A 24,961-nucleotide genomic window follows, 5' to 3' on the forward strand; every position below is an offset into this window, starting at 1 on the left:
CCGTGTCCGCGTCCCGTACGGCGTCGGGGCCGGCTCTTCGTGGGTCTGCGCTTCCGGGGTCCTCGCAGGGCCTGCCCAGGCCACCGGCGTCCGGCCTACCGTCGAGGCATGGACATCACTTCCCGCACCGTTTTCGTCGCCGGCGCGACCTCGGGCATCGGCCTCGAGCTGGCCCGCCGGTTCCGCGCCGCCGGCAGCACCGTGATCGTCGGCGGCCGGCGCACCGACCTCCTCGCCCGGCTCGCCGGCGAAGGGTTCACCACCGTCGAGATCGACGTGGCCGACGCCGGGTCCGTGACCCGGGCGCGTGACGAGGTGCTGCGGGCCCACCCGAGCGTCGATACCGTGATCACCATGGCAGGCACCGGGGCCCCCGAGGACCTCCACGACCCGGCCCACTTCGACACGGCCCGGACGACCATCGAGGTCAACGTCCTGGGCACCATCCGGGTCATCGACGCGTTCACGCCGCACCTGCTCTCGCTCGGCCGCGGCACCGTCGTCACGGTCAGCTCCGGGATCGGCTTCCTGCCCTTCCCGCTCATGCCCACCTACGGCGCCTCCAAGGCCGCCGTCCACGCCTACACCGAGGCCCTGCGCGCGCAGCTGGCCGGCACCGGGGTGGAGGTCGCCGAGCTCGTGCCGCCGGCCGTCGCGACCACGATCGGGGGCAGCAACCCGCACGCTCTCGCCCTCGACGCCTACGGCGCCGAAGTCATGGACCTGCTGGCGCAGAACCCGACGCCGCGCGAGCTGCTCGTGCAGCGGGTCCTCATGCACCGGTGGGCCGAACGCGACGGCACCTACGACGAGCTCGTGGCCCAGCGCTCACAGGCACTTTCGACGCTGCCCGGCCGCGCCGCCCGGGCCGATGCGCTCACATGAGCGACACCTCTGAAGGGAACCGGCTCGGCGCCTACCTGCGGGCCCGTCGGGGCCTCGTCACGCCCGAGCAGGCCGGCATCGCGGCGGGCGGCACCCGCCGGGTGCCGGGCCTGCGTCGCGAAGAGCTCGCGATGCTGGCCGGCATCAGCGCCGACTACTACCTGCGTCTCGAGCGCGGCCGCGACACCCACCCCTCGCCCCAGGTGCTCGACGCGCTCGCCCGCGTGCTGCGCCTCGACGAGGCCGAGCGCGACTACCTGCACAGCCTGGCCACGCCGCCACCGCGCAGCCGGCGCCGCCGGACGCCCGAGCGCGTGCCGGCCCGGCTGCACCACCTGCTCGCGGCCGTGGGGGTGCCGGCGTTCGTGGAGGGCCGGGCCTTCGACGTCCTCGCGGCCAACGAGCTGGCGACCGCGTTCTCGCCCCGCCTGCGCCCCGGCGAGAACCGCCTGCGCTCGCTCCTGCTGGACCCGGAAGAGCAGGCGTTCCACGAAAACTGGGCCGCGGCGGCGGCGGGGTTCGTCGCCGCGCTGCGGGAGTCGATCGGCGTCGACGTCGACGACCCGAGGTTCGTGGAGCTCGTCGGCGAGCTGTCCCTGAGCAGCGGGCGGTTCCGCGAGCTGTGGGCGCGACACGACGTCCGCGCGCTCGACGGCGGCACCACGACCGTGCACCACCCGGTCCTCGGCCGGTTGCAGCTGCACCGCGACAAGCTGCCCGTGGACGGGGTTCTGCTCGTGCTCTACTACGCCGACGCGGGCAGTGAGAGCGCCGAGAAGCTCGCGCTTCTGGCTTCTCTGGTGGAACCGAAGAGCTGATCGTCCGTCGGTCCGGCCACCCGCGACGGCGGCAACCGGGCTCAGGCGATGATCGCCTGCTGCCGGCCGGTCCTACGAGTCGCGCGACAAGTATTCGGTCCAGCCGCGCGCGGCCCGCAGCAACCCTTCGTGGGAAGCATCGTCGAAGGCGCGCAACTTCAGGAAGTGCTGCGTGATCGTCAGGCCGAGGATGCCGCTCACGGTGATCAGGGCGCGCAGGTGTGCGTCCTCGCCCTCCAGCGACCTGGCGAGGTTGTCGACGCGTTCGTCGAGGTAGGACCGCATCGAGTCGGCGGCTTCCGGCACCGTGAGCATGGACCGGACGAGGGCGCTCGTCTCCGGGGGCAGTTCGCGCAGCCGGTTGGCGAGCACCTCCAGCAGGTGCTCGGCGGCGCTCTCGGCGTCATCGTCGGGCAGCTGGACCGCGGCGGTGAACAGGGCCGCCTTCGAGCCGTAGTGCTGCATCACCAGCGAGGCGTCCACGCCCGCCACGGCGGCGATGCCCCGGATCGTCGCGCCCTCGAAGCCCCGGGTCGCGAACTCCTGCCTCGCGGCCTCGAGGATCCGCTGTGCGGTGCGGGCGCGTTTGGCGTCGCGAGACGTCTCGGTCATGGCTTCACTCTACGCACGTTGAGCGATTTGGGTAGCATCTCACTCAACGGCGGTTGAGCGGACCGCCCGGACCGGGAGACCTGACGTGACCCTGATCGCGATCGAAGAACACTGGAACCTGCCCGAGCTCACCTCGGCGGTGAAGGCACTCCCGGACGACCGGGGTGACGCGAGCGTCGTGCTCGACGAGCTGGGCGACAACCTCGAGCGCCTCGACGACATTGGCGACGCCCGCATCGCGGCGATGGACACCCAGGGCGTCGACCTGCAGATCCTCTCGCTGGCGCCCCCCGGCACGCACCCGCTGGAGCCGGCGGACGCGCGGGCGCTGAGCAGGCGGGCCAACGACGTCGCCGCCGAGGCGGTCCGCAGGCACCCCACGCGGTTGCGGGCCTTCGCCACCCTGCCGATGGCGGACCCGGAGGCCGCCGCCGCGGAGCTGGAACGCGCGGCCGGGCTCGGGTTCGTCGGAGCGATGGTCTACGGGCGGACGGCCGGGACGCCGCTGGACGACCCGCGCTACGACGAGCTGTTCGCCACGGCCGCGGCGCTGCGGCAGCCGATCTTCATCCACCCGCAGATCCCTTCCCACACGGTCCGCGAAGCCGTGTACAGCGGCTTCGACCCGATGACCGACCTGGCCTTGGCGACGTTCGGCTGGGGCTGGCACCTGGAGGCAGCGCTCGCCGCCCTGCGCCTGATCGTCCGCGGCACCTTCGACCGCCACCCCGGCCTGCAGCTCGTGCTCGGCCACTGGGGCGAGCTGTTGTTGTTCTGGACCGACCGCACCGACAGCCTCTCGGGCCTCGCGGGCCTGGACCGGAAGGTGTCGGACTACGTCCGCTCCCACATCCACATCACCAGTTCCGGGATGTTCAACCCCGTCCTGCTCCGCCATGTCCTGGAGGTGACGACGCCCGACCGGCTGTTGTTCTCGACCGACTACCCCTTCCAGAAGCCGGTCAAAGCGGACATCGAGAAGTTCCTCACCGAGTTCCCCGCCGGCGAGGCCCGCGACAAGTTCACCGCGGGCAACGCCGGCGCCCTCTTCGGTATCGACATCGCTTCCTTGAAGGAACAGGAATGACATCTCAGGAGATCAAGGCACGGTCTGGGCCGGAAGAAGCCAACGCCGCCTTCTTCCTCGACGGCACCCGCGAGCGGGACTGACTTCCGCGCCGGCGATGCGCACTTCCCCGGCGTGGGTGCTTCCCGCGCTCGGAATCAGCCGGTCACGGCGCTGTTGACCGTGCCGAAGTCGAGACCGCTCGTCAACGCGGTGTAGGTGCCGTGTTCGAGCAGTTCGGCCGCGGCGCGCTGGGCGACGGCGTAGGCCGCCTGGGCGATCGCCGTGCCGACGCTGATCCGGCGGACGCCGACCGCTGCCAGCTCCGCGACGGTCGGCGCGCCCGGCCACACCATGACGTTGACCGGCAGCGGGCTTTCCTGCACGAGTACCTCGAGCGTCTCCAGGTCGACCAGGCCGGGCACGAAGAGGCTGTCCGCGCCCGCGGCGGCGTAGGCGCCCGCGCGGGTCAGGACGTCGTCCAGACGGCCCTCGGGTGCGCCGATGCCGAACAGGTGGACGTCGGTGCGGGTGTTGATCCACAGCTCGGGCAGGCCGGCCGCCGTCGCCGCTTCCCGGGCCGCGCGGACCCGCCCGGCCTGCGCCGGTACGTCGAAAAGCGGACCGCCGGGGGCGGTCGAGTCCTCCAGGTTGATCCCGACCGCGCCGGCCTCGACGACCGCGCGCACGGTGGCCGCGACGTCGTCGTAGCCGCCCTCGATGTCGGCGGTCACCGGGACGTCGACGACGCGCACGATCCGCGCGACCAGTGCGGCCATCTCCGCGCGCGTCAGCCCGTGCCCGTCGGGGCGTCCCGCGGACCAGGCGACGCCGCCGCTGGTGGTGGCGATCGCCGGGGCGCCGGCCCGCGCGATGAGGGCCGCGCTGGCGGCGTCCCAGGCGTTCGGCAGCACCAGCGTGCCCTCGTGCAGGGCACGCAGTTTCTCGGCGAGCTCCCGCCGGTTCGTGGACATCCGTTCTCCTTTTCGGTGTTCAACCGGCCGATGTGGACACACCGGCGGCGATCAGGTGGGTGGCGGCGAAGGCGCGCCACGGGTGCCAGGCGGCGGCCAGGCGGCCGGCGTCGGCGGAGGGGTCGTGTGCTCGCAACGTCGCGTCAAGGGTGCGCTCGGTGGCCGGGAAGGCGTCGGCGTGGCCCAGCCGCAGCGCGATCTCCTGGGCGGTGCTCTCCTCGATGCCGGGCAACGCCGTCAGCGCCGCGGTGCAGCGGGCCAGGCTCGCGCCGGGGTCGAGCAGGTTCTCGTCGGCTGCCACCGCAGAGGCGAACGTGCGCAGCGTCCGCTCGGTCGCCGCGGAGAGCCGGGCCCCGGTCAGGTCCCCCCGGGCCAGGGTCCCGGCCGACGGGAACAGGTGGGTGAGACCGTGTTCGAGGCCCGGCACCGGCCGGCCCGCCGCCTCGACCAGCCCGGCCAGCTGCGTCCGCACGTCCGTGCGGCCGCTGTCCTGGCCGAGCACGGCCGCCACGGCGATCTCGAAGGGCCCCCAGGCGCCGGGCACGCGCAGGCCGGGCCGCGCGCGCAGCAGGGGACCGATCACCGGGTCGGCGGCGAGCCCGGCTTCGGCCGGTGCCGTGTCGGCGTCGACGCCGAACATCCGCCCGACGCGGTCGACGACGTGGATGAGGCCTTCCCAGAACGGCATGTGCGCGGTGAGCAGCAGGTGGTCGTCGTCCCCGCGCGTCACTTCGATGACGCCCGCCTCGCCGTCGAGGCTGATCGTGCGGCGGTAGACGCCGTCTCGCACCGACTCCACACCGGGGACCGCGCGCTCGGCCAGGAATGCGCTCAGCGCCTCCCAGTGCAGGGGCGGTGGGAACGGCAGCCGCATCATCAGCCCGCCGTCCGCGGCGAGCCGGTCGGCCTTGCGGCGCCGGTTGCGCAGCTCGACCGGGGACGCGCGGAAGACCAGCTTCATGTCCCGGTTGAACTGGCGGAGGCTGCCGAACCCGGACGCGAACGCGACGTCGGCGACGGTCAGGTCGGAGTCGTCGAGCAGGCGGCGCGCGAAGTGCGCCCGCCGCGAGCGAGCCAGCCCGTCCGGCGTCACGCCGAGGTGGTCCCGGAAGAGCCGGCGCAGGTGCCGGGGCGACACCGCCAACCGCGCGCCGAGGGCCGCCTCGGTCCCGGTGTCCAGCACCCCGGCGATGATCAGCTGCACCGCGCGGCAGACCAGCTCCGGCGCGTCGGCGCGGGCCGGGCCGGCGACGCGGTACGGGCGGCAGCGCAGGCAGGCCCGGAACCCCGCAGCCTCGGCCCCGGCGGCCAGCTCGAACGTCCTGACGTTCTCCGCGAGCGGCTTCGCCCCGCACCCGGGACGGCAGTAGATGCCCGTCGTGACCACGGCGGAGAAAGTCGTCATGCCCTCAGGTGTAGGCGATCCGGCCGGCGGACGCTAGCCAGATCCGGACACGACCACGAGGAGGAAGGACGACCAGCTGCTGGTCACTGTTGTCGTGGCGAACGACTTTCCGCTGTTGACGGGTCAGGTGCCGATTTCGGGCAGCGAAAAGCGTGCGACGCCGGTGATCGCGGCGAGCAGTTCCTCGACGCCGGCCAGCGTGAGCTCCTTGATTTCGTAATGCGTGGTGGAATACGCGTTGAGGAACGACGGGATCTCCTCCACCCGCCGCCCCGGCAGCACGACGGGCAGGATCCGCCGGGTGGCCCGGGGCAGGTCCCGGGTGAGGTTGTCGCGGATCATCGCGGCCTCGAACTGCGCCCCACGGCCCAGGTGCGGCTCCTCGGTCCCCTCCGCCCGCCGTTTGTAGTCGGGCGAAGCGATCACGAGCACGAAATCCGCTTCGGCGAGCTGCTCGATCGCCCACAGCGACCAGTCCCGGCGGCCGTCGTCGGCCCACTGGTCGAGCCGGACGTCGAGTCCCGCCCGGGTGCGCAGGAACGTCGCGAAGTCGCGGACGAGCGTGCGGTGCTGTTCGTCGTCGTGGGAATAGGTGACGAACACCCTCGGCGGCTTTCCCGTGCCCGGCGTGCCGCGTTGTTCCCTTGCCGCCGGCTCGGCCCGCGACGCGATGCGCGGGGCGGCCACTTCGGTGTCTCGGCGGACGTCACCGCCGCGCACGGAACCCTTGACGGTGCCGCCGAAGATCACCGGCCCGGTGTTCGTCCCGGTGTTGCTGAAGGAGTTGTGCTGGGACATGGGCGTTCCTCAGATCCGGGGCGCGAGGGTTCCGCCGGAGACGTCGCCTTCGACCACCCCGCCGAAGACCATCGGACCGGTGTTGCCGCCGTGGATGGTGACGTTGTTCGTCGTGACGGCGGCGACCCGGCGCTCGAACGACGCCGGCGAATACCCGGAATCGCTGAGCACCTTGCTGATCGCCGGCACCAGCCGGCTTTCCAGCAGCTTCGTGTACCGCTCGGCGTCGACGACCTGGAAGTAGTCGCGGGCGGCCTCGGCCGCGCCGAGTTCCCGCAACGTGCGCGCGGAGCCGTAGCGATTGGCGTTGAGCGTGTGCCCGTCGTGCGGCAACGGCCGGATCACCGTGAGCGCGGCCCAGAACCGGCCCGGGCCGGTCACCGGGAGCTTCAGCCACCGGAGGAAGCCTTGCCACACCGGCCGCCACCAGTCCGCGGTCATCGTGTCCCCGGCGCGGAGCTCCTGCCGGATCGGCAGGAGCACGCACGGCGTCCACTCGATGTACAGCGTGCTCTCCTCGACGGCCGCGTGCAGGAATGCCGAGAGGACGAGTTCCCGGTTCCACGTCTCGACCCGGAAGCAGAGGTAGTACCGCGCCCACTCGCGCGGGCGGTGGTAGATCCGCCCCGCCTCCTCCGTCGGCAGGTAGTACGCGGGCGGCTGGGAAACGCCGGCCAGGTAGGGCGTCGTGACCGGTTCGTGCACGCGGTCGACCAGGCCCTCGGCCGGGCTGAACACCATGCCTTCGACGTGCAGGTCCCGGAGGCGTTCGTCCGGCGACAGCGCGGCGTGCCGCTGCAGCTCCTCGACCGCGTTCCCGACTTCCTCGTAGAACCGCGCGGTGGTGAGCGGCTCGGCCGGCGATCCGGCGTCGTCGACCCGCTCCAACGGCAACGCCAGCGACCACGGCGTGACGCTGGTCCCGGCGCCGACGAACGGGTTGCGCCCCCGGTAGACGACCAGAGGGACCCGGGCGTCGGGCGAGTCGGCGACGCGGCCGGCGCCCTGGCGGTCGAGGACCCGGCGCAGCCGGGGCGGACTGAAGAGGAGCGAGAGGCGACCGGGGGAGGGGCGTCGCACCGCGCCCGGCACGCGGGCACGGCGGCCGAAGTACCGCCTGACCGTCTGCCAGACCACGACGCGGTCCGCGATCAGGATGATCAGCATCAGCAGGGCCGAAGCCCCGGAAACCACGTCCGCGTCCAGCCCGAGCCAGCCGGGCAGCAGATCGGAGGTGTCGAACGGGTTGCTCCCCGAACTGGCGCGGGAGGACCGGCTCGAGCTGCTCTGCAGCGAGGAGATCACCTCCCCGATCCACGGGAGCAGGATGGCCCCGGTGAACAGCGAGAAGACGGCCACCAGCTTGCCGACGACGAACAACCCGGAGCCGGGCCGGCCCCACCGGACCGATCTCCAGATCGGTTTGACCGAGAGCAGCGCGGCCCAGGCCGACCACCAGCCGAGGACCGCACCGCCCAGGCCGGTCGTCACGAACACGACGGTCAGCAGGGCCAGGGCGCCGTCCCGGAACTTGCGCCGGGTCCGCGCCGCGACGACTTCGGTGAGCACCGTGGCGGTGTCCAGGCCGGGCGTCAACGGCACCTGACGGGTGTCTTCGACCAGCAGCTCGCGAACGGCTTCGTCGCAGTAGCGGCGGTCCAGGTGGGCGGCCGCCGCGAGGTAGCGGGTGTTGTCGTCCAGCGGCGGCAGCTCGGCTTCGGTGTGCTCGGCCGCGAAGCGCGTCCAGTCGGTCGTCGGCTCGTGGACGGTCACGGGCGGCTCCGCTCGACCATCGTGTTCAGCAGCTCCGACATCGGCTGCCAGTCCGAATCCAGGGCGGAAACGTACACGAAGTACTCCACTCCTCCGGTGCGCCAGTAGACCGCGCGCACGTGCCGCGTCCCCTGCGTCGACGACTCCCAGGTGAACTCCCAGTCGACGGCTTCGCTGCCGCGCACGTCGACCGGGTCCATCCGGACGCGGCGCAGGCCGGTGAGCCGGGTGGCCGTGTCCTTCTCGGCGGCGGCGTGCGTGCCGATGAGGTCACCGTGGGGTTCGGTCGCGCCGTAGCGGACGTAGTTCGAGTGGTCGCGCGGATCGGTCGCTTGGAAGGAACCGGTGTTCTTCGGTTCGCTCGGCCAGCCCCGCGGGACGACGGTGCTGAACCCGTCCGGCGCGGTGACGGTTTCGTAGTCCTGGTCGACCGGCGCCGGCGTGCTCGGGGGAATCCCGGTCGCCGGAGCCGAAGATCGGTAATCGGGCGGAGCCGGATCCATTGCCGAAACCGACTGGACGGTTTGTGCTTTGCTTCCGTTCACCATCAGCAGTGCCGTTCCGACCGCCGCGCAAAGAAGGAAGTTGGCCGCACCGGCAACCGCTGCGAACCGGGTGTTGCTCGCGGACATTCCCGAGATCCTCCCCAAAACCGTGATCTGGCCGCGTCGCCGAGAGCGGAGACCGTAGCATGGTGCCCCCGGCCCGAGGTGCCCGCATTGGAGAATCCACCCGTGAACGGTTCTTTGAAAGATCTTTTCGCTGACTTGAAACGTCTGGAAGACGCACTTGCCGCAGCCCCCGGAGATGCGCGAATCCGCGATCGGCTCGCGTGCGCGCTCGCGGAATCGACGGTGCGGGTGCGCAGCCTGACGCGCGATCGCCGCCCGGTCATGGCCACCCCGGGACAGCGCGCGTTCTGCGCGGCCGCGGCCGACCGGATCCTCGAACTCGGCGCGGGCGGCGACGCCGTCCAGGCGACGGCCCGATCGCTCAAGGAGGAGATCGAAGCGGGCGAGGCGTGGACGTGGCGCACGCCGGTGACCGCACTCGCGCTCACCATCGCGGCCATGGCACTCGGCATCGCCTGGGCGGTCAACGGCGGCCTCGACGGCGACATCGGCGCCGTGGCGGCGGCCAGCGTCCTCAGCAGCGTCGCGCTCGTCGTCGTGACGCTGCGACACCGGACGCGGCGCTGGCAGCTCGAAGCCGACCGGGTCGCGGCGCTCGTCTGCCGCAACGGCTTGTAGTGATCCGCCGGTGATCCGGAACGCCCGGGCACACCGGGGCACCTCCCCAGGTCGCACTGGTGCCGCCGGCGGCATCGAGCCGCGCGACCGGGTTTGGCTGGACCACACTGACGTAAGGGATTCCTAATCCCCGATCCGGCGGGGAACCGGCCACGCCTCATTACGCTCGGCGCGTGCCGGGTTCACGATGGTTCCACGCCGCGCTGTTCGCGATGCCCGGCCTGCTGCTGGCCGCGGCCGGTGCGGCTCATCCGGGCGTGCTGGACGCGGCAACGGCGCGGTGGTGGACCGTGCTGCACGTCGTTCTGCTGCCGGTGTTTCCGTTGCCGGCCGCCGCGCAGTGGCTCCTGCTGGCGTCGTCGCCGCCGTGGCTGCGCTGGCCGGGGCGGGTGGCGGCGTTCGGCTTCGCGGCCTTCTACGGCGGGCTCGACGCGGTCGCCGGGATCGCCGCGGGCACCGTGACGGACGTCCAGCACGGCGTGACGCCGGTGGTCGGCTCCCTGTTCGAGGTCGGCGACCTGCTCGGCCACCTCGGCGCCGGGTGCTTCCTCGCCGCGTCCGTGCTGATCGTCCTCGCGGCGATCGCGCGAGCGGGCCGGCGAGCGTGGCCCGGTGCGGTGTTCCTCCTGGTCGCGAGTGTGTCGTTTCTCGACAGCCATATCTTCTGGCCTCGTGGGGTGTTGACCATGGTCGGCGTGGCTGTCGGGATGTCGCTGCTGCATCACGCCGGTTCGGCTGCCCCCGCCCGCCGCTCCTGACTTAAGGTGGCGTCTGATGCAGAAAACCCGCCGACCAGCCGCGCCGCCGGACGAGCGGACGCCGCACGGCGCAGGCTGGCTCCCGCACGGTTACCACCTCGGAAGTCACTCCCACCGCGACGGGCAGCTGGTGTATGCGGCAGCCGGGGCCTTCGCCACCACGACCGAGTACGGGACCTGGATCGCGCCCGCCGACCGGATCACCTGGACGCCGCCGGGTTTCGAGCACTCGCACCGCTTCTACGGCCGGACCGACGCCCGCGTCCTTGCCGTCCCCGCCGACGAGTGCGGCGACCTGGCCGGGCACCCCTGCGTGTTCGCGGTGTCGGCCTTGCTGCGCGAGGGCGTTCTGGCGCTGACCGGCGACCGGAGGAAATCCGCCGACGCCGACCGGCGGCTGCGCGCGGTGGTGCTCGACGAACTCGGCGAGATTGCCGAGCAGTCCTTCCACCTGCCCGAGCCGCGCGACGATCGGCTGCGTGCCGTGACCGATCTCCTGCACGCCGATCCCGGCCGGAACGCGACCCTGGCCGAACTGGGAATGGCTGCGGGGGCGAGCGAACGCACCCTCAGCCGCCTGTTCCACACCGACCTCGGCATGAGCTTCCACCGCTGGCGCACCATCCTGCGCATCCACCACGCCCTCGTCCGGCTCACCGAGGGCGACTCCGTCACCGACACCGCGATCACCTGTGGGTGGTCGAACCCATCGACCTTCATCGAAGCGTTCACCGCCGTCGTCGGGCAAACCCCCGGGCGCTACCAGGCCGGCCTGCACAATAGCGACGCATAGGTTGTTGGCGGGTTTCCGTTATCCGACGTCGGGTTATCGGTGGGCGGCAATCCCCGGCCCGGCCACAGTGGTGATCATGACTCGAACAGAAGAGAACACCACCGCGGTCATCGTGGGCGGCGGGGTCGCCGGGCTCGCGCTCGGCACGTTCCTGCTGCGTGGCGGAATCCGGAGCGTCGTCCTGGAAAAGCACAGCCGCGAGTACGTCGAGAACCGGCAGCGGGCCGGCGCGCTTGACGCCCACGGGGTGCGCATGCTGCACGAATGGGGAGTGGGAGAGGCCGTCGAAGGACCCGGTCACGATTCCTCCGGCGAGCGGATGCCGCTGATCATCGACGGCGAAGAGCGCGAATGGAAGATGGACGGCTACGAGGACGCCGAGGGTGCCTTCGTCCCCCAGCAGATCCTTGTCCGGAACCTGATCAGGATCTTCCTGCGGGACGGTGGCGACCTGCGTTTCGAGGCCGAGGACATCTCCCTGGACGGTCTCGACACCGAGCGTCCCCGGGTGCGTTACCGGAACGCCGCCGGCTCGACCACGGTGATCGGCTGCGACTTCGTCGCCGGTGGCGACGGCCACCAGGGCGTCAGCAGGACAGCCATCCCCGACGGCTTCCTCACCTGCCACACCCACGAGTTCGGCTACGCCTGGCTGACCGTCATGACGGAGGTGCCCGCCGATCCACTGGCCGTGATGGCGGTGCATTCCCGCGGCTTCGCCGCACAGATCACCCGCGGCCCGAGCGCGAGCCGTGTCTACCTGCAGTGCCCGCTCACCGACGCGGTCGAGGACTGGCCGGACGAACGCGTCTGGAGCGAGCTCGGAACGCGGTTCGGCGGACCTGTGCCGAGGGGGCCGATCGTGAGCAAGCAGGTCGTGCCGCTGCGCGGTGTGGTGTTCAGCCCGATGAGCTACGGCCGGCTCCACCTCCTCGGGGACGCAGCGCACTTGATTTCCCCGATGAGCGCGGAGGGAATGAGCCTCGCACTGCACGACGCCGAGAAACTCGCCCAAGCGATCATCCGGCAGGTCGAGAAGGACGATGGCAACCTGCTGCAGAGCTACTCGGACACCTGCCTGACCCACACCTGGGAACGACAGGCAGCGGCGGTCTCGATGACCGACACGATGCACGACTCCGGTGACGCAACCCACCGCGGGGAGTTCCTCAAGCACGTCGCGCGAGCGAACCTGGAAAACCTCCTCGCGCCACGCATGGCGGAAAACTGACCACTCGCATGGTCAAGATCGGGGCCGTCGACCAGGACCCACAGCTGCTGCGTCGCTTATTCGGATGCTTCCCGTCCGGGTCGAATCCGTCGTGAAGAACCAGGACGAGGACCGCGTTCATCGCGTAGTACTACCGTCGGAAAGACTACAGGTCGTTGGCGAAGAACCGGTGGGTCGGCGGCGAGGGTGTCAACCTAACGCAGTTGGAAACTGCGGCGAGTTGCTCCTCCAGCTCGGCCTCTGCCGCGTACTTAGGGAGGAGGTAAAAGTGGCCGAGCTCGCTACGCGAAGGCGGGACCTACCGGGTAGCAGCGCCCAAGTCGCTGGCGTCCGCGCCGTCTGGTCGCGTACGGAGTGGTGGAGTCAATCTGATCGGAGTTGCCGGTAGCGCTGAGCGGCGGTGACCCGGTTGTATACATCAAGAGAGCGGAAGATCGCCTCGACGTGTTTTTTGACTGTCCGCGGGCTGATCCGTAGTTCGGTGGCGATTTGTTTGTTGGCGAGGCCCCGGCTGAGCAATTCGGCTACTTCGTGTTGCCGGGATGTGAGAAGTTTCTGGTCGTCGGCATTCTCGGGAATTTCTCCTCGGATGTTCGAGTTTGGGCGGCACAGTGCGGTCAAAGTGGCTTCCGACGGCGTTGTCCCGGATGTTTTCTCTCTTTGACTGTGGATAAGCCGGGCGGCGAGCTTTGCGAGCCGGGGTCGGAGGAGTTCCGCAGCGCCGCGGTCGTCGTCGGAAAAGTCACTGGTCGTGCGGCCGATGAACAGCGCCCGCACGTGTGTCGTCGTCCATTCCAAAGGAATGGCGAGTCCGTACCGGGTGTGTACCGGTCGATACAGGCCGTGGTAGAGGGGATTGTCGTCCAAGGCGCGTCGAGTGGTGTGGTCTGACCACCTGCGTACGGTCAGGTCCCCGGTGTGGCGGGCGTGGCGCATCCAAGGGTCGTCCCCTTGGTGTGTGATCAGGCACTCGTACATGCCGTCGGTGACTGATTCACCAACTGATACCAGTACATGTCCGGGACGCCCGTCGGCGGGCAGGAATTCGCAATACGCTGCGCTGTCGCCGGGTACCACGGTCAACAGGTTCGGGACGACCTGCTGGGCGAAGTCCGCGATCTCGTGCGCGGTTGCCGCTTCCGTGAGGACGTCGAGACACCTCACCAGCCTGTCGGAGGACAAAGCCATGCTCCACTGTCGAAGTTGGGCCGAGATTTGTTACGCCGCCAAGGGTGGCCAAAAGCCGTATGGCAGGCAACAGCTGTCCCCTGGAAGGCTCAGTGGCCACGACCAAGTAACCAAGGGGGTTGGATGGGATCGTCCGGTCCGGGCCACGTCGAGACCTATCGGCCGAAGGTTGCCGATGTGCTCGACAGTGCAGGACGGGGAAGGTTGTTTCTGATCATCGGCATTCCGCTGTCGGCCGTGCTCGTGCTCGCCGCGGTCGGCATCGTGTCAGGTTTTCCGGTGGCCAGTCGGCCTTCGGCCGGAGAAACCTCCGGCGTGCTGGCACCGGGAACCTCGGCTACCACGGCCGACGAGTCGCCGGTGGTCGGGAGCAAGCCCGAATCCGCGTCGTCCGGACCGGCCGCCGGCGGTGCGCGGAACCGTACAGAACAAGCGTCCGCGATCAGCGACATGCTCCAGCGCACGCACACCAGCCGGCAGCAGGTCCAGGACGCTGTGGCCGATGTACTCACCTGCGGCGCCAACCGTGGACTGGACGCCGACGCGCGAACTCTCGCCGACGCGGCCGACAACCGCGAGCAGCTGGCCAACACCGCGAGCGCACTACCGGTCGATGCGCTGCCCGCAGGCTCGCGCTTGCTCGACCTGCTTGCCTCCGCACTGCGCGATTCGGCGCAGGCCGACCGCGAACTGGCCGGTTGGGCACAGGATCTGCGCGACGGTGCGTGCCGTCCCAACCAGGCCGTCAACAACAAGCACTACCGCACCAGCGCGTCACTCAGCAGAAAAGCCGAGGAAGACAAACAGTCGCTCCTTGTGGAATGGAACCCGCTGGCCACCCGAGAAGGCCTGCCGACATGGAAACCCGCCGACCTGTGAATCCTGTATCATCCACGCCCACCGTCGGACCATCGCCGAACTCGTCGCCTCGGCTCGACTCGGCGCGATATCGGCGGTCGAACGTCACCCGGTTGCTGTGTGCCGGTGTGCACCTCGATCCCGGTTTCCGCCGTGCAGTCATCGCCGAACTCGTCGATGAGGCCCGTCGGTTCGTCGCTCCCAGCTACGGCTATGACGTAGTGCCCGTACTGGGGCACGCTGTGCTTGCCAGGCGAAGACACCGCCTGCGCTCGCTGGCGCTGTCGGCCGGTGTCATCCCGCTCGCCTGTGCCGCGATCACCAGCGGGCTGCTGGCGGGAGCATTGCTGCTGCTGTCGCTCTGGTGGGCGTGGGTAGTCGTGTTCGTCGACGAACTCGTACGTCGACACACCTTGATCTCCCGGCTCAAGCGAGACCCCTTCACCGGCCAGGTCCCGGAGCACCCGCTGGTGCTGCGCCGGGCGCAGCGCATCGCCCAGGACCAGGCCGAGCCGGTGCGCTACTACAGTGGGTTCGTCCCGTTCGTCGGAGCGGGGACGCTGATGCGCAACTGGTCGTTTTCCACGATCCTTCGATCCACTGATGGCGGCCCGACTCCTCGGATCAAGGCCGACGATCTGATTGCCGCAATAGCGACCCGGCTGCAGAACACGCTACGCGATCAGGCGCCACTGGCAGAGCGAATCCGCACCCTGGAGATCTCCGAGCAGTGGTACAGCACGGCGTTACGCGCCAGCAGGCCCGCCGCCGCGTCCGGTGGTCCGGCTCCTGGCCCGAACAGTGAGTACGACGCACCGCGCAAGTACCTGTTCCTCACCATCGGTTCGTGGGACTACGAGCTGGTCACGTCGATCTTCGTCGGCTTCGACGTCAAGGGCTTCACGCTGCACACGGAGTTGCACAGCTACCAGCTACTGCCGATCAAGGGGTCGTTTCACGAGGTGGACCGGCTTCCGGTCGAGTTCAGCGCCAGCCACCTCCTGGACATCGCCCTGCGCAGCCCGTTCGACGCAGTGCTCGCTCTCGGCCGCAGGGGCACCGCGGCGCTGAAGCCGCTCTTGCACCGTGACGACTCCTCCGCGCGAACCAATCTGGCGGCGGGCGGCGGACTCACCGGTCTGCTGGCCGCGGTACTGCAGCTGGCGAACGTACCGCTTTCGCTTCCTGCATCCGCTGCGCTGTCCGTCGTCACCGTGGGGCTCGCCGGGATCGCGGCCAAATGGGCGAAGGCGGCGCGGGAAAGGGAACAACTGGACCCGCCCCACCAGGCAACCACCATCGGCGGTGAAAACGGTAAGATCACCGACTGGGGAGCGCGGGCCAGTATCCGGGATTTCGCCGCGAGCGAACGGACTCATCACTTCTTCCAGGACGCTGATCAGGACAAATACACCAAGCTGATCGAGCGGCGGGTGATGGACACGATCATCTCGCTGTTGGATGACGAGTATCACGTCGACGTGAGCGAGTACCGGGCCCGCCAGGCCACCATTCTGAACTTCGGCATCATGCAGACCGGCTCCGGTCAGATCCACAACACCGGGACCCTTGCAGCCGGCGTGGCCAATGCTGCGAGTACCACATCGGAAAAGCCAACTACTTGAGAGAGGAAATCATGGCGAACGAACACCAGGCGGCGATTTCGCAGAGTGGAAACGGTCAAATGAACATCAGCGGAACGGTCGCGGCCGGTACTGGAAGCATCGCCATCAGTGCAGCACGTCAGGCGTCGTTGAGTGAGGCGCTCAGTCAGTTGCGCCACCAAGTCGACACTGCGGACAGTCTGCCGATGAGCATACGAAGCGAGGCCGGCCGGGAACTCGAAGCCCTCGATGACGAGCTGGCCGGCCGGCAACCGCAGCCCGCACGTATCGTCGGCGGAGTCAAACGCCTCACCGAAATCTTGGCCGCGTTCTCGGGATTCACGACGAATTTGCAACATCTTCACGACTCCGTCAGCCACATCTTTTGATCCGCAGCGCCCTTCTGTTGCTTCCCAGCCGGTGCTCCGTCGGATGCCAAGGAAATGCAGCTGTACTGCGGTATCGACACCGACGACCCGGCGCCGTCGGCCTACGCCAAGAGGCTGGCACAGCAGCTGGCCCGCGAGACCCCCGAGTCGGTCACCGCGGTCATGGCGAAGAACCAGCGCACCGGCCGGGTGTTCATCGACTGATCCCGGAACAACCCGGCCAAGACCACCATCGCCCCCTGCTCCCTGGTTCGGTCCGCACGGCGGATCTGCGGCGAAGGGAGGGCTCGGCGGCAGACGGGGGGGCGTTCTACCGCCGAGCCGAACTGCCCGTGATCGGGACGGTCGGGGGGCGTGCCGGACCGATCACCACGGCGTCGGAGAAGAGGGCCGGTCCAGGCCGAAATGACGCTCCAGACATGAGATCACCGAGACGGGTGAAGCGCGGGGTGCTGGGATCCCGGCAGGGCGTGGCCCCGAATCTGCCGAGCGGCGCAGCCAACCGTCCGGGGGTCTTGCCGGCCATCGCGGGGGAGATGGCCGGCAAGCACCGGTCGGAGACTACGACCAGGCGGGATCGCGGCCGGTCAGCCCGATGACGCGGTCCAAGGTGGGTGCGTCGGACGGCACCGTGACCTCCGGTCCGTACATGCCCATCGCCCGACCCTGCTCGACGCCGGCGAACACCGTGTCGTGCAGGTGCGCCAGCAGGTCGGCGGGCAGGTCCAGCCGCTGGCCGGTGGCGACCGCCAGGTCCCAGCCGTGCACGGCCAGCTCGCCGATGATCATGTCGCCCATGACCGGCGCGGGCAGCAGGTGGGGCGTGCCCATGCTCGTCTCGCCCTCCCAGGCGCTCGGCGGTGCCCAGGACGACGTGATGTCCTCGAGCAGGGCGAGCAGGCGGCCGCGCCAGTCGCCGGCCGTCAGGTCCACATCGGACTCGGTGGCCGCCGGCTGGGGGACGGGCTCCTTGCGGCCGGCGCCGGCGAGCGACGGTCCCCAGAACAGGAGGTGGTTGACCAGTGCGCGCACGTCGTACTCCGTGCAGGGAGTCTTGTTGGCGAGCTGGTCGTCGGTGATGGTGCGGGCGACTGCGGCCACGGCCTCGGCCGTGGTGGAAAGGTGTGACATGACGGCAACGCTAGGTGGTGCGGGCCGGCGGGTATTGGACAAAGACGACGTACACTCTGCGCTGTGGGGCGGGACGTTCGTGAGCTGCGGAGTGCGTGGACCAAGTACCAGCGCCACGCGTTCCACGAGCCGTCGCCGGCGCTCGCGCCGTGGGTGGCGCGGTATTGGGAGGCTCGCTGGGACTACGCCGAGCCCTACCGGCAGAAGATCGTGCCGTACCCGAACGTGCACCTGGTGTTCGGCGGCGGCCGCGCGGACGTCAACGGCGTCCGCGGCGGCTACCAGCTCAGAGTTCTCGAAGGACGCGATCGCGTGTTCGGCGTCGCGTTCCGGCCGGGCTGCTTCCGCCCGTTCCTCGGTGCCTCCGTCTCGACGATCACCGACCGCGTCGTCCCGGCGGCCGAGGTGTTCGGCCCGGACCTGCCCACGACGCTCGACGTGCCGACCGTGGAGGCGTTCCTGCTGGAACACCTGCCGGACGACGACCCCCGGGTGCGGCAGGCGGTGGCCGCGGTCGAGCTGATCGCCGGGGACAAGGCCGTGACCAGGGTCGAACGTCTCGCCGGCGAGCTGGGGCTGAGCGTGCGCGGGCTGCAACGGCTGTTCGCGGAGTACGTCGGCATCGGACCCAAGTGGGTGATCCGCCGCTACCGCTTGCACGAGGTGACCGCACGCATGGCCGCCGGCGGGACGATCGACTGGGCCGCGCTGGCGGCGGACCTCGGCTACGTCGACCAGGGCCACTTCATCCGCGACTTCAAGACCATGTTCGGCGAGCCACCGACCTGGTACGCGCGGCGGTATTAGGCCGCCTCCCCGGATGCTTACCCGATCGCCGTTCTGCGAGCGCACCGCGCGGTGGTCTTCTTCCGGCCCATAGCCGAAAAATGGGCAGGACAGCGGTTGGCTGCAGTTCTCCCAGTTGCAGGAAAATCGGAAATCGTCGGCGCTCGGCCATTGCCGAAATGTGCGTCCTTGAGCCGCTTGTGCACAGTCAAGGCTCCATACGGTTGACCTCTTGATGCATTCCGGTGGCACGCAAAGTATCATCCGACGGGTAGGCGCCACGTCGATTGCGCCATCCTGGCCGATGTGCATCGAAAAGCCATGAACAAGTAACGGACCGATCGAGGTGGCCGATTCACAGGAGGGTGACCCCATGTCGCCTTCGGATTTCCGCTCACCTCACCCTCGGAGCGACAAATGCGTTCACGCACGGCCCTGACCGGTCTCCTCACCACCGCGGCCACCGTCCTGGGCTTGATGGCCTCCACCACCCCGGCCACGGCGGGCGCGCTGGACGTGACCTGCCTGCCGACCAGCAGTCAGACCGCGTCCTTCAGCCCGCCGCTGACCCTCACCCCCGGGCCGACGACGGTGACCGCGTCCACCCAGTACGGACCGTGCACCTCCACCAGCGTGCCGGGACTGACCTCCGGCTCCCGCAGCGCCACCATCCCCTACCCCGCCTTGTCGTGCCTGGACCTGCTCAAGTCGGCCCCGCTGACCTTCACCATCACGTGGAACACCGGTCAGACCTCCACCATCTCCGGCAGCACCGCCGTCACCACCGCCGGCGCCGCACTGGTCGTCACCATCACCGGCAACGTCACCGCCGGACTGTTCGCCGGCGACTCGGTCGTCCAGACCGTCACCGGACCGTCCACCGACGTCACGCTGTGCACGCTGGGTCTGGGGACGGTGCCCAGCATCTACGCGGTCGTCACCCTCGCCATCACCTCCGCGTCGTAGCCGTCGAGGCACCCACGGCAGGCTCGACCCCCGTGGGGCCGCATCAAGATGCCGACCGATCCGCAACCCAGCCGCGCCTTGACGGCACGGACGGAATGTCCCGACGCAAAATGAACGGAGGTCAGGCGTACCCGCGCTTGAGCATCATGCCCGCGGCCTTGTCGAACTCGGCGTCGGTCGGGATGGCGAAGCCCAGCGCGTTGGCGTAGCGGGTGACGATGTTGAACACGGCTGCGACCGCGGCCGCGTCGTCGAGCTGCCGCCGCGTCACTCCCGCAGCCAACGCCGCTCGGACTTGCGCGCTTTCCAGTTCGTCGGGGCGCAGCGTCATGGTCTCCAGAACGGCGAGTGTTGCGCGCAGAGGCTCCGAGATCGGCGCGGCGCGGTAATCGGTGAGAGCCGCGTCGGCGATCGCCTTGTCCATCCCTCGTATGGCGATGGCGCGGTGAGCTCCGACGCAGAAGGGGCACGAGTTCCACTTGGCGACCGCCGCGGCCATCAGTTCCCGCTCCGCGACGGACCATTCGCTCGGTCCGCGCATCGCAGCCTGCGTCCACGCGCCGAGCGCTGTGCCGACGAAGCCCTTGTGGTAGAAGGCAACCCGGGCCGCGTCCGGGAGACGCGCCCCCAGCGCGAGGGAGATGACCCGGATCAGGATCCTGGTGCGGAGACCGTCGCCGCGTTCGACTTCAGGCAGGCGCATCGGTCGTGTCCGCGATCACTTGGTCGGCGGCGTCCCACCGGGCCAGGCCCGCGCCGACGCAGGCGGACATGACGATCTCGAATGCGGCCTTGTCGCTGCCGGTCGCCTGCCGGACGGCGTCGACCTCGGCGTCGGTGACCCGGTAGGAGGCGTCACCGATCTGCCCGGCCAGGTCGTCGTACGGTTCGGCGATGGGCGGTCCGCCCGCCGCGCGGGCCGCGACCGCGGTCCGTAGCGCCGGCTCGGTGATTCCGGTGTTGCCGGCCATCGCCGTGCGCAACGTGTCTGCGCGATGGCGGTGCGAGTCGTCGATGCTCGTGCTCATGTGGCCTCTCCGCTGCGGTCGGGATCGGGTCCGGTGTGGACGGTATCCGCTTCAGGCCCCGGTGGCCTCCCGTTGTGTCGCGGCGCGGAACCGGTCGAGGTAGCGCGGCCAGCCCGAGCCGGCGCCGAGGCTCGTGAAGCTCTCCCAGCCTTCGCCGTGGCGGTCGAGGTGCCGGTGTTCGAGCGCGACGCGGGTGCGCTCGGTCCCTTCGGGGATGAACCGGATTTCCACCTCGCTGGTGTGGCCGGGGTCGGGCTCCGGTTGCCAGCGCGGGCTGATGTCCCAGCTGAGGACCAGCCGCTCCGACGGCTCGTAGCCGAGGACCCGCGCCCAGGTGCACCGGCTGCCGTCGGAGCCGACGTCGTACACGGTGCCGCCGGCCCGGGGCTCCAGCACGGTCCGCTCGATCGGCACCGCGAGCAGGTTGTGCTCGCGCGGCTTGATCTCGTCGAACCGCTCGGTGAACACGCGGAAGGCGTTCTCCCGGGGGACATCGACGACGACATCGGCCTGAACCGAGGTCGCGGCGTGTGAACTGCTGCTCATGGGGGTGGGTCCTTTCGGGTGAGCCGTCGGTCGACGCACCCGAGGACGAGCGGCCGCCCGGCTTCTCGACAGCTCATCTCATCGAGTTTCCGGTGTTTCCAGTTCGTGGATGCGGCCGGCGAGGTAGCGCCGGTCGGCGGGGTTGGTGGCGAGCTCGTGAGCGCGCCGGTACGCCGCGATCGCCTCGTCGGTACGGCCGAGGCGGCGCAGGAGGTCGGCGCGGGCGGCGTGCGGCAGGTGATAGCCCTCGGGCCCCTCGATCCGGTCGATCAAGGCCAGCCCCTCCTCAGGGGTGGTGGCCATGGCGACCGCCACGGCGTGGTTGAGCGCGACCACCGGCGACGGCGTCAGAGCGAGCAGCTGCTCGTACACTGCGGCGATCCCGGACCAGTTCGTTTCCTCGGCCGTCGGTGCCTGGGCGTGCAGGACCGCGATGGTCGCCTGGAGTTGATACGGCCCGGGCGTCTCGAACCGCAGGGCCCGGTCCAGCAGCCGGACGGCTTCGGCGATCTCGGCGCGGTCCCAGCGGGACCGGTCCTGGTCTTCGAGCAGGACCACGGCCCCGGCCGGGGTGTAGCGGGCGGCCGAGCGCGCGTGGTGGACCAGCAGCAGCGCGACCAGGGCGAGGGCTTCCGGTTCGTCCGGCATCAGGGTGGCCACGAGCTTGGCGAGGCGGATCGCCTCCAACTGCAGCTCGCGGTACTCCGGCTGGTCGCCGCCGGCGGTGTAGCCGCGGGTGAAGATCAGGTAGATCACCGCGAGGACGCCGGAGAGCCGCTCGGGCAGCAGGTGGTCGGCGGGGACGTCCAGACTGATCCCGGCGTCGCGGATCTTGCGCTTGGCGCGCACGAGCCGCTGAGCCAGGGCCGGCTCGGCGATCAGGAAGATCCGGGCGATCTGCCCGGCGGTCAGGCCGGCCACGGCCTGCAAGGTGAGGGCGATCCGCGCTTGCTCGGCCAAGGCCGGATGGCAGCAGGTGAAGATGAGGCTGAGCCGCTCGTCGCCGACGCTGAGCAGGCGCTCTTCGTCGAAGTTCATGGTCGCCGCCTCCGGCTGTGGTCCGAGCCGGGCGAGCTTGTCCCGGCCGGTGCGGGCGCGCCGGAGCCGGTCGATGGCGCTGTTGCGGGCCGCGGTCAGCAGCCAGGCCACCGGGTCGTCAGGTGGCCGGTCGTCCCAGCTGCGCAGGGCGAGCGCGCACGCGTCCTGCAGCGCGTCTTCGGCGAGTTCGAAGTCGCCCAGCACGCGGACCAGTGCGGCGAGCATCTTCGTGCGGTGCTCGCGGTAGGCCGCCGACAAGAGGGGCGCGGCCGTCATGCGCCCGTCGACGGGCGGTGGTCCAGGTCCGGGACCCCGGCGATCGGCCGGACCTCGATCGTGCCGTCGGCGGCCATCGGGCAAAGCGCGGCCAGCTCGAGGGCTTCGTCGAGGTCGCGGCAGTCCAGGACGTAGGTGCCGCCGAGGTGCTCGTGGGTCTCGGGGAACGGGCCGTCGGTGATCAGCGTCCTGCCGTCGCGGACACTGACGGTGGTGGCGGTGTGCTCGCCCTGGAGCGGGTGGCCGGAAACGAACGCGCCGCGGCGGCGGCATTCCTCGGCGAAGGCGTTGACCCTGGCCAGCGCATCGGGGAAGGCCGGGTCGCCGGGTTCGGGACGGTCGCAGTTGTAGATCAGCAGCATGTACTGCACGTGTCCTCCAGGTCAGTGAACCGGGTGCGGTGAAGAGGATGACGAACGGATCGCCCGGAACTCGACACCACTTTGGAAGATTCTCGGCCGCCTCGGTACTCGTGGCGAGCAGGTCGCGTCCGCGAAGTCCTGCGCGGCCGGTTCGAGGATGTACGCGGTCAGGAGGGATTTCTCTCCAAGGTGATGGTGAAAGCGACCAGCAGGGCGCATGCCGCCGCGATGCCCGCGACCACGACGGCCACGCCGGTCCACGGCGCGGCGAGCGGGAGCAGGAACACCACGGTGGCGCAGGCCAGCACCGCGCCGGGACGCAGGACGGTCCGCGCCACGATCGGCACGTGGACCAGCCACAGGAGCACGAGAAACACGCCCACGGAGGCCGCGACGGCGTAGCTGATCAGAAGCGGTGAGGCTGCGCTGTCCTGGCTCGCGACCGACCGAGTGGATGGAGCGAGCCCTTGCCGCCGATGAGGACCAGGATCCGGATCCGGAGCGCCGGCGTTCCTGACCGGAACGGAACTTCGGTCGCGCCTGTCACACCACGGCGGGTTGCCCTGTCTCAGCCGGTGACCGGGCGACACCGCAGTTCTCTGGAGGAGACATGAGCACGCCGGACCACGGACAGTTCCTGCACGGGCTCGAAATCGAGGTGGAGGCAGAGCTGGTCATCGCCGAAGCGAGCCACCCCGAAGACGCCGCCCGCACACCGGTCACCGAATGGCTGTTCGACCCCACCGACGCCGAGCGCTACGAGGTGAGTCTCCGCGGTCTTCTCGGCGCTGTCGAAGCGGTCGAGGAAGGGGAAACCGGGTAGCAGATCCCTGGCATCGAAGAGCGGTGTCGACGAACCGGTCACAAATCGCGGGGCTGTCCGGTCCTTGCGGGTGTACCCGTTCGCAGAGGAGGCCTTGCGATGTCATTGACCGTGCTACAGGAGGCGAAACCGCCGTTCGTGCCGGAGGGGGCGCATGCGATGACCATCGTCATCGAGTACCCGCCGGGCGATCCCGGCACCCCGCCGCACCGCCACCCCGGACCGGCCTTCGGCTACGTGCTGGAGGGCGAAATGGTCTTCGAGCTCGAAGGCGAGCCGCCGCGGGTCGTCCGTGCCGGCGAGGCGTTCTGGGAACCGGGCGGCGACGTCATCCACTACCAGGACGGCAACAACCGCGACGACGTCCCGGTGCGGTTCACCGTCACCATGCTGTGCGAACCGGGCAAACCGATGGTCGACCTCGTGACCGAGGACGAACTCAGCGCGAAGGGATGGTCGCGGAAATGAAGATCGCCGTCATCGGCGGGACCGGGCTCATCGGCTCCCGCGTCGTCAAGATCCTGACCGCGAACGGGCACGAAGCCGTCCCGCACTCGCCGTCCACCGGGCTGGACCTGCTCAGCGGGAAGGGCCTGGCCGAAGCGCTGGCCGGCGCCGACGTCGTCGTCAACCTGACGAACTCGCCGACGTTCGACGACGCCTCGCCCGCGTTCTTCCGGACGACCATGGACAACCTGCTGGAGGCGGCGGCCGCGGCCGGCGTCGGGCACGCGGTCATCCTCTCGATCGTGGGCGCCGAGCTGGTGCCGGACCTGGTCTACTACCGCGCCAAGGTGCTGCAGGAGGACATCCTCAAGGCCGGGCCGGTGCCGTACTCGATCGTGCGGGCCACGCAGTTCTTCGAGTTCATGGGCGCGACGATGTCCTGGACCTCCGACGAGCACACCGTCCGCCTGCCCGCGACGCGGATCCAGCCCATCGCCGCGGACGACGTCGCCCAGGCGGTCGCCGACGTCAGCACGGGTGCGCCGCTGCGGGGGACCCGGAACGTCGCCGGGCCGGAGGTGTTCGCCCTCGACGAGCTGGGCCGGATCACCCTCGCCGCCCAAGGTGACCGGCGTCCCGTCGTGACCGACGACCAGGCCGGCCTGTTCGCGGCCGCGTCCGGCGACGCCCTCATCGCCAAGGACGGCGCCGTCATCGCGAAGACCACCTACCGGGAGTGGCTGGCACGGTGAGGGGAGACCGGGCCCGCCGGCGTGCGGGCCCGGTCAACCGCGGTGCCAGGCGGTCAGCTTGGCCGGGTTGAGCACGATCCAGAGCGTGGTGATCCGCGACCCGGCGGTTTCGGCGCCGACGACCGCGACGGCGCGCGAGGCGTGGCGCAGGGCGAGCCCGGCGCGGCCGTTGACGGACTCGACGGTCAGCTCGGTGTCCGCGCGCCCGCCCATGACCTCGATGACCAGCCGGGCGACCTCCGCCGCGCCGCGCACGGTCCCGGCCGGCGCGGGCACCAGGCCGCCGCCGTCGCACGTCGCGACCGCGTCGTCGCCGAGGACGGCTTGGAGCGCGGCGCTGTCCCGCCGGCGCCAAGCCGCGGCGAACCGGCGCACGGTCTCGTCGTGCGGGTCGAACACGGATC

Annotated in this window: 30 protein-coding genes and 1 pseudogene; 16 read left to right on the forward strand and 15 right to left on the reverse strand. The window is 70.1% G+C overall.

All coding sequences use genetic code 11. The annotated features are described in order from the left end of the window. Positions 1–108 precede the first annotated feature (108 nt). Together ACLJOU_RS43575 and ACLJOU_RS43580 are read left to right on the forward strand one after the other, a co-directional pair. On the forward strand, positions 109–885 hold the full coding sequence (locus tag ACLJOU_RS43575; protein ID WP_410575156.1) for an SDR family oxidoreductase: 777 nt from the start codon (positions 109–111) through the stop codon (positions 883–885). Further along, positions 882–1,703 (forward strand): helix-turn-helix transcriptional regulator, encoded by an 822-nt coding sequence (locus tag ACLJOU_RS43580; protein WP_410575157.1) that lies wholly within the window; start codon positions 882–884, stop codon positions 1,701–1,703. Before ACLJOU_RS43575 ends, ACLJOU_RS43580 begins: the two co-directional genes overlap by 4 nt. 72 nt (positions 1,704–1,775) lie before the next feature. Here the strand turns inward: ACLJOU_RS43580 and ACLJOU_RS43585 are convergent, their stop codons facing one another. Next, positions 1,776–2,315, reverse strand: a complete 540-nt coding sequence (locus ACLJOU_RS43585) for a TetR/AcrR family transcriptional regulator (RefSeq protein ID WP_410575158.1) — start codon at positions 2,313–2,315, stop codon at positions 1,776–1,778. A gap of 85 nt (positions 2,316–2,400) precedes the next feature. Here ACLJOU_RS43585 and ACLJOU_RS43590 point away from each other — a divergent pair, with 85 nt between their 5' ends. Continuing rightward, a complete protein-coding gene (locus ACLJOU_RS43590) occupies positions 2,401–3,402 on the forward strand; it encodes an amidohydrolase family protein (RefSeq protein WP_410575159.1) in 1,002 nt (333 codons plus the stop codon). Positions 3,403–3,539: 137 nt separating this feature from the next. Here the strand turns inward: ACLJOU_RS43590 and ACLJOU_RS43595 are convergent, their stop codons facing one another. The 5 genes from ACLJOU_RS43595 to ACLJOU_RS43615 form a co-directional block, all read right to left on the reverse strand. Next, the gene (locus ACLJOU_RS43595; RefSeq protein WP_410575160.1) at positions 3,540–4,355 is read right to left on the reverse strand and encodes an isocitrate lyase/phosphoenolpyruvate mutase family protein; all 816 of its coding nucleotides are present in this window, start codon (positions 4,353–4,355) and stop codon (positions 3,540–3,542) included. A 19-nt stretch (positions 4,356–4,374) separates the two neighbouring features. Then, the gene (locus tag ACLJOU_RS43600) at positions 4,375–5,760 is read right to left on the reverse strand and encodes an AlkA N-terminal domain-containing protein (RefSeq protein WP_410575161.1); all 1,386 of its coding nucleotides are present in this window, start codon (positions 5,758–5,760) and stop codon (positions 4,375–4,377) included. Between the two features lie 123 nt (positions 5,761–5,883). Beyond that, on the reverse strand, positions 5,884–6,558 hold the full coding sequence (locus ACLJOU_RS43605; protein WP_410575162.1) for an SEFIR domain-containing protein: 675 nt from the start codon (positions 6,556–6,558) through the stop codon (positions 5,884–5,886). 9 nt (positions 6,559–6,567) lie between these two features. Next, positions 6,568–8,331: a hypothetical protein gene (locus ACLJOU_RS43610; RefSeq protein ID WP_410575163.1), complete on the reverse strand. Its 1,764-nt coding sequence runs from the start codon at positions 8,329–8,331 to the stop codon at positions 6,568–6,570. After that, entirely contained in the window at positions 8,328–8,834 is a 507-nt protein-coding gene (locus tag ACLJOU_RS43615; protein ID WP_410575164.1) for a hypothetical protein, read from the reverse strand. Before ACLJOU_RS43615 ends, ACLJOU_RS43610 begins: the two co-directional genes overlap by 4 nt. 351 nt (positions 8,835–9,185) lie before the next feature. Here ACLJOU_RS43615 and ACLJOU_RS43620 point away from each other — a divergent pair, with 351 nt between their 5' ends. The 4 genes from ACLJOU_RS43620 (at position 9,186) to ACLJOU_RS43635 (ending at position 12,363) form a co-directional block, all read left to right on the forward strand. Then, a complete protein-coding gene (locus tag ACLJOU_RS43620; RefSeq protein ID WP_410575165.1) occupies positions 9,186–9,581 on the forward strand; it encodes a hypothetical protein in 396 nt (131 codons plus the stop codon). A 173-nt stretch (positions 9,582–9,754) separates the two neighbouring features. Next, on the forward strand, positions 9,755–10,339 hold the full coding sequence (locus ACLJOU_RS43625; RefSeq protein ID WP_410575166.1) for a hypothetical protein: 585 nt from the start codon (positions 9,755–9,757) through the stop codon (positions 10,337–10,339). Positions 10,340–10,355: 16 nt separating this feature from the next. Then, positions 10,356–11,132 carry a helix-turn-helix domain-containing protein gene (locus tag ACLJOU_RS43630; protein ID WP_410575167.1) on the forward strand — a complete coding sequence of 259 codons (777 nt, stop codon included), beginning with the start codon at positions 10,356–10,358 and terminating at the stop codon, positions 11,130–11,132. A 76-nt stretch (positions 11,133–11,208) separates the two neighbouring features. Continuing rightward, the gene (locus ACLJOU_RS43635) at positions 11,209–12,363 is read left to right on the forward strand and encodes a 4-hydroxybenzoate 3-monooxygenase (RefSeq protein WP_410575168.1); all 1,155 of its coding nucleotides are present in this window, start codon (positions 11,209–11,211) and stop codon (positions 12,361–12,363) included. Between the two features lie 363 nt (positions 12,364–12,726). On the opposite strand, the gene ACLJOU_RS43640 is transcribed toward ACLJOU_RS43635, so the two are convergent. Beyond that, positions 12,727–13,551 carry a response regulator transcription factor gene (locus tag ACLJOU_RS43640; RefSeq protein ID WP_410575169.1) on the reverse strand — a complete coding sequence of 275 codons (825 nt, stop codon included), beginning with the start codon at positions 13,549–13,551 and terminating at the stop codon, positions 12,727–12,729. Between the two features lie 123 nt (positions 13,552–13,674). Here ACLJOU_RS43640 and ACLJOU_RS43645 point away from each other — a divergent pair, with 123 nt between their 5' ends. From ACLJOU_RS43645 to ACLJOU_RS43660, 4 genes and pseudogenes are all read left to right on the forward strand, one after another. After that, positions 13,675–14,430, forward strand: a complete 756-nt coding sequence (locus tag ACLJOU_RS43645; protein WP_410575170.1) for a hypothetical protein — start codon at positions 13,675–13,677, stop codon at positions 14,428–14,430. Between the two features lie 107 nt (positions 14,431–14,537). After that, a complete protein-coding gene (locus ACLJOU_RS43650) occupies positions 14,538–16,034 on the forward strand; it encodes a hypothetical protein (protein ID WP_410575171.1) in 1,497 nt (498 codons plus the stop codon). Between the two features lie 11 nt (positions 16,035–16,045). Further along, on the forward strand, positions 16,046–16,402 hold the full coding sequence (locus ACLJOU_RS43655; RefSeq protein WP_410575172.1) for a hypothetical protein: 357 nt from the start codon (positions 16,046–16,048) through the stop codon (positions 16,400–16,402). A gap of 45 nt (positions 16,403–16,447) precedes the next feature. After that, a pseudogene (locus ACLJOU_RS43660) lies at positions 16,448–16,603 on the forward strand (ATP-dependent DNA ligase); the annotation flags it as partial. Positions 16,604–16,963: 360 nt separating this feature from the next. On the opposite strand, the gene ACLJOU_RS43665 reads toward ACLJOU_RS43660, so the two are convergent. Continuing rightward, positions 16,964–17,533 carry a TIGR03086 family metal-binding protein gene (locus ACLJOU_RS43665; RefSeq protein WP_410575173.1) on the reverse strand — a complete coding sequence of 190 codons (570 nt, stop codon included), beginning with the start codon at positions 17,531–17,533 and terminating at the stop codon, positions 16,964–16,966. A 63-nt stretch (positions 17,534–17,596) separates the two neighbouring features. Here ACLJOU_RS43665 and ACLJOU_RS43670 point away from each other — a divergent pair, with 63 nt between their 5' ends. Next, a complete protein-coding gene (locus tag ACLJOU_RS43670) occupies positions 17,597–18,340 on the forward strand; it encodes a DUF6597 domain-containing transcriptional factor (RefSeq protein ID WP_410575174.1) in 744 nt (247 codons plus the stop codon). A 396-nt stretch (positions 18,341–18,736) separates the two neighbouring features. Beyond that, complete coding sequence (locus ACLJOU_RS43675) at positions 18,737–19,285, forward strand: hypothetical protein (RefSeq protein ID WP_410575175.1); 549 nt, start codon at positions 18,737–18,739, stop codon at positions 19,283–19,285. Between the two features lie 121 nt (positions 19,286–19,406). Here ACLJOU_RS43675 and ACLJOU_RS43680 read toward each other — a convergent pair whose 3' ends face one another. From ACLJOU_RS43680 to ACLJOU_RS43705, 6 genes are all read right to left on the reverse strand, one after another. Then, positions 19,407–19,988, reverse strand: coding sequence for a carboxymuconolactone decarboxylase family protein (locus ACLJOU_RS43680; RefSeq protein ID WP_410575176.1), 582 nt, complete (start codon positions 19,986–19,988; stop codon positions 19,407–19,409). Further along, entirely contained in the window at positions 19,975–20,313 is a 339-nt protein-coding gene (locus ACLJOU_RS43685) for a hypothetical protein (RefSeq protein ID WP_410575177.1), read from the reverse strand. The genes ACLJOU_RS43680 and ACLJOU_RS43685 overlap by 14 nt, the downstream gene beginning before the upstream one ends. A 51-nt stretch (positions 20,314–20,364) precedes the next feature. Continuing rightward, positions 20,365–20,859 carry an SRPBCC family protein gene (locus ACLJOU_RS43690; protein WP_410575178.1) on the reverse strand — a complete coding sequence of 165 codons (495 nt, stop codon included), beginning with the start codon at positions 20,857–20,859 and terminating at the stop codon, positions 20,365–20,367. Positions 20,860–20,937: 78 nt separating this feature from the next. Further along, a complete protein-coding gene (locus tag ACLJOU_RS43695) occupies positions 20,938–22,173 on the reverse strand; it encodes an RNA polymerase sigma factor (protein WP_410575179.1) in 1,236 nt (411 codons plus the stop codon). Then, positions 22,170–22,544 (reverse strand): YciI family protein, encoded by a 375-nt coding sequence (locus ACLJOU_RS43700; RefSeq protein WP_410575180.1) that lies wholly within the window; start codon positions 22,542–22,544, stop codon positions 22,170–22,172. Before ACLJOU_RS43700 ends, ACLJOU_RS43695 begins: the two co-directional genes overlap by 4 nt. Before the next feature lie 158 nt (positions 22,545–22,702). After that, a complete protein-coding gene (locus tag ACLJOU_RS43705; RefSeq protein WP_410575181.1) occupies positions 22,703–22,912 on the reverse strand; it encodes a hypothetical protein in 210 nt (69 codons plus the stop codon). 233 nt (positions 22,913–23,145) lie between these two features. On the opposite strand from ACLJOU_RS43705, the gene ACLJOU_RS43710 reads away from it, so the two are divergent. The 3 genes from ACLJOU_RS43710 to ACLJOU_RS43720 all read left to right on the forward strand — a co-directional run bounded on the left by ACLJOU_RS43710 (position 23,146) and on the right by ACLJOU_RS43720 (position 24,557). After that, a complete protein-coding gene (locus ACLJOU_RS43710; protein WP_410575182.1) occupies positions 23,146–23,358 on the forward strand; it encodes a hypothetical protein in 213 nt (70 codons plus the stop codon). Between the two features lie 99 nt (positions 23,359–23,457). Then, positions 23,458–23,826 (forward strand): cupin domain-containing protein, encoded by a 369-nt coding sequence (locus ACLJOU_RS43715; protein ID WP_410575183.1) that lies wholly within the window; start codon positions 23,458–23,460, stop codon positions 23,824–23,826. Continuing rightward, positions 23,823–24,557 carry an SDR family oxidoreductase gene (locus tag ACLJOU_RS43720; protein WP_410575184.1) on the forward strand — a complete coding sequence of 245 codons (735 nt, stop codon included), beginning with the start codon at positions 23,823–23,825 and terminating at the stop codon, positions 24,555–24,557. The genes ACLJOU_RS43715 and ACLJOU_RS43720 overlap by 4 nt, the downstream gene beginning before the upstream one ends. 33 nt (positions 24,558–24,590) lie before the next feature. On the opposite strand, the gene ACLJOU_RS43725 is transcribed toward ACLJOU_RS43720, so the two are convergent. Further along, positions 24,591–24,956 (reverse strand): nuclear transport factor 2 family protein, encoded by a 366-nt coding sequence (locus ACLJOU_RS43725; RefSeq protein WP_410575185.1) that lies wholly within the window; start codon positions 24,954–24,956, stop codon positions 24,591–24,593. Between the last annotated feature and the right edge of the window lie 5 nt (positions 24,957–24,961).

Origin of the sequence: Amycolatopsis sp. cmx-4-61 (assembly GCF_046548775.1) — a bacterium.
Lineage (GTDB): Bacteria > Actinomycetota > Actinomycetes > Mycobacteriales > Pseudonocardiaceae > Amycolatopsis.

What these genes read in the sequence shown, in the direction of transcription:
- ACLJOU_RS43575 (WP_410575156.1), top strand. Translation starts at nt 109, where the DNA reads ATGGACATCACTTCCCGCACCGTTTTCGTCGCCGGCGCGACCTCGGGC.
- ACLJOU_RS43580 (WP_410575157.1), top strand. Translation starts at nt 882, where the DNA reads ATGAGCGACACCTCTGAAGGGAACCGGCTCGGCGCCTACCTGCGGGCC.
- ACLJOU_RS43585 (WP_410575158.1), bottom strand. Translation starts at nt 2,315, where the DNA reads ATGACCGAGACGTCTCGCGACGCCAAACGCGCCCGCACCGCACAGCGG.
- ACLJOU_RS43595 (WP_410575160.1), bottom strand. Translation starts at nt 4,355, where the DNA reads ATGTCCACGAACCGGCGGGAGCTCGCCGAGAAACTGCGTGCCCTGCAC.
- ACLJOU_RS43600 (WP_410575161.1), bottom strand. Translation starts at nt 5,760, where the DNA reads ATGACGACTTTCTCCGCCGTGGTCACGACGGGCATCTACTGCCGTCCC.
- ACLJOU_RS43605 (WP_410575162.1), bottom strand. Translation starts at nt 6,558, where the DNA reads ATGTCCCAGCACAACTCCTTCAGCAACACCGGGACGAACACCGGGCCG.
- ACLJOU_RS43615 (WP_410575164.1), bottom strand. Translation starts at nt 8,834, where the DNA reads ATGGATCCGGCTCCGCCCGATTACCGATCTTCGGCTCCGGCGACCGGG.
- ACLJOU_RS43630 (WP_410575167.1), top strand. Translation starts at nt 10,356, where the DNA reads ATGCAGAAAACCCGCCGACCAGCCGCGCCGCCGGACGAGCGGACGCCG.
- ACLJOU_RS43635 (WP_410575168.1), top strand. Translation starts at nt 11,209, where the DNA reads ATGACTCGAACAGAAGAGAACACCACCGCGGTCATCGTGGGCGGCGGG.
- ACLJOU_RS43640 (WP_410575169.1), bottom strand. Translation starts at nt 13,551, where the DNA reads ATGGCTTTGTCCTCCGACAGGCTGGTGAGGTGTCTCGACGTCCTCACG.
- ACLJOU_RS43645 (WP_410575170.1), top strand. Translation starts at nt 13,675, where the DNA reads ATGGGATCGTCCGGTCCGGGCCACGTCGAGACCTATCGGCCGAAGGTT.
- ACLJOU_RS43655 (WP_410575172.1), top strand. Translation starts at nt 16,046, where the DNA reads ATGGCGAACGAACACCAGGCGGCGATTTCGCAGAGTGGAAACGGTCAA.
- ACLJOU_RS43665 (WP_410575173.1), bottom strand. Translation starts at nt 17,533, where the DNA reads ATGTCACACCTTTCCACCACGGCCGAGGCCGTGGCCGCAGTCGCCCGC.
- ACLJOU_RS43675 (WP_410575175.1), top strand. Translation starts at nt 18,737, where the DNA reads ATGCGTTCACGCACGGCCCTGACCGGTCTCCTCACCACCGCGGCCACC.
- ACLJOU_RS43680 (WP_410575176.1), bottom strand. Translation starts at nt 19,988, where the DNA reads ATGCGCCTGCCTGAAGTCGAACGCGGCGACGGTCTCCGCACCAGGATC.
- ACLJOU_RS43685 (WP_410575177.1), bottom strand. Translation starts at nt 20,313, where the DNA reads ATGAGCACGAGCATCGACGACTCGCACCGCCATCGCGCAGACACGTTG.
- ACLJOU_RS43690 (WP_410575178.1), bottom strand. Translation starts at nt 20,859, where the DNA reads ATGAGCAGCAGTTCACACGCCGCGACCTCGGTTCAGGCCGATGTCGTC.
- ACLJOU_RS43695 (WP_410575179.1), bottom strand. Translation starts at nt 22,173, where the DNA reads ATGACGGCCGCGCCCCTCTTGTCGGCGGCCTACCGCGAGCACCGCACG.
- ACLJOU_RS43710 (WP_410575182.1), top strand. Translation starts at nt 23,146, where the DNA reads ATGAGCACGCCGGACCACGGACAGTTCCTGCACGGGCTCGAAATCGAG.
- ACLJOU_RS43715 (WP_410575183.1), top strand. Translation starts at nt 23,458, where the DNA reads ATGTCATTGACCGTGCTACAGGAGGCGAAACCGCCGTTCGTGCCGGAG.
- ACLJOU_RS43720 (WP_410575184.1), top strand. Translation starts at nt 23,823, where the DNA reads ATGAAGATCGCCGTCATCGGCGGGACCGGGCTCATCGGCTCCCGCGTC.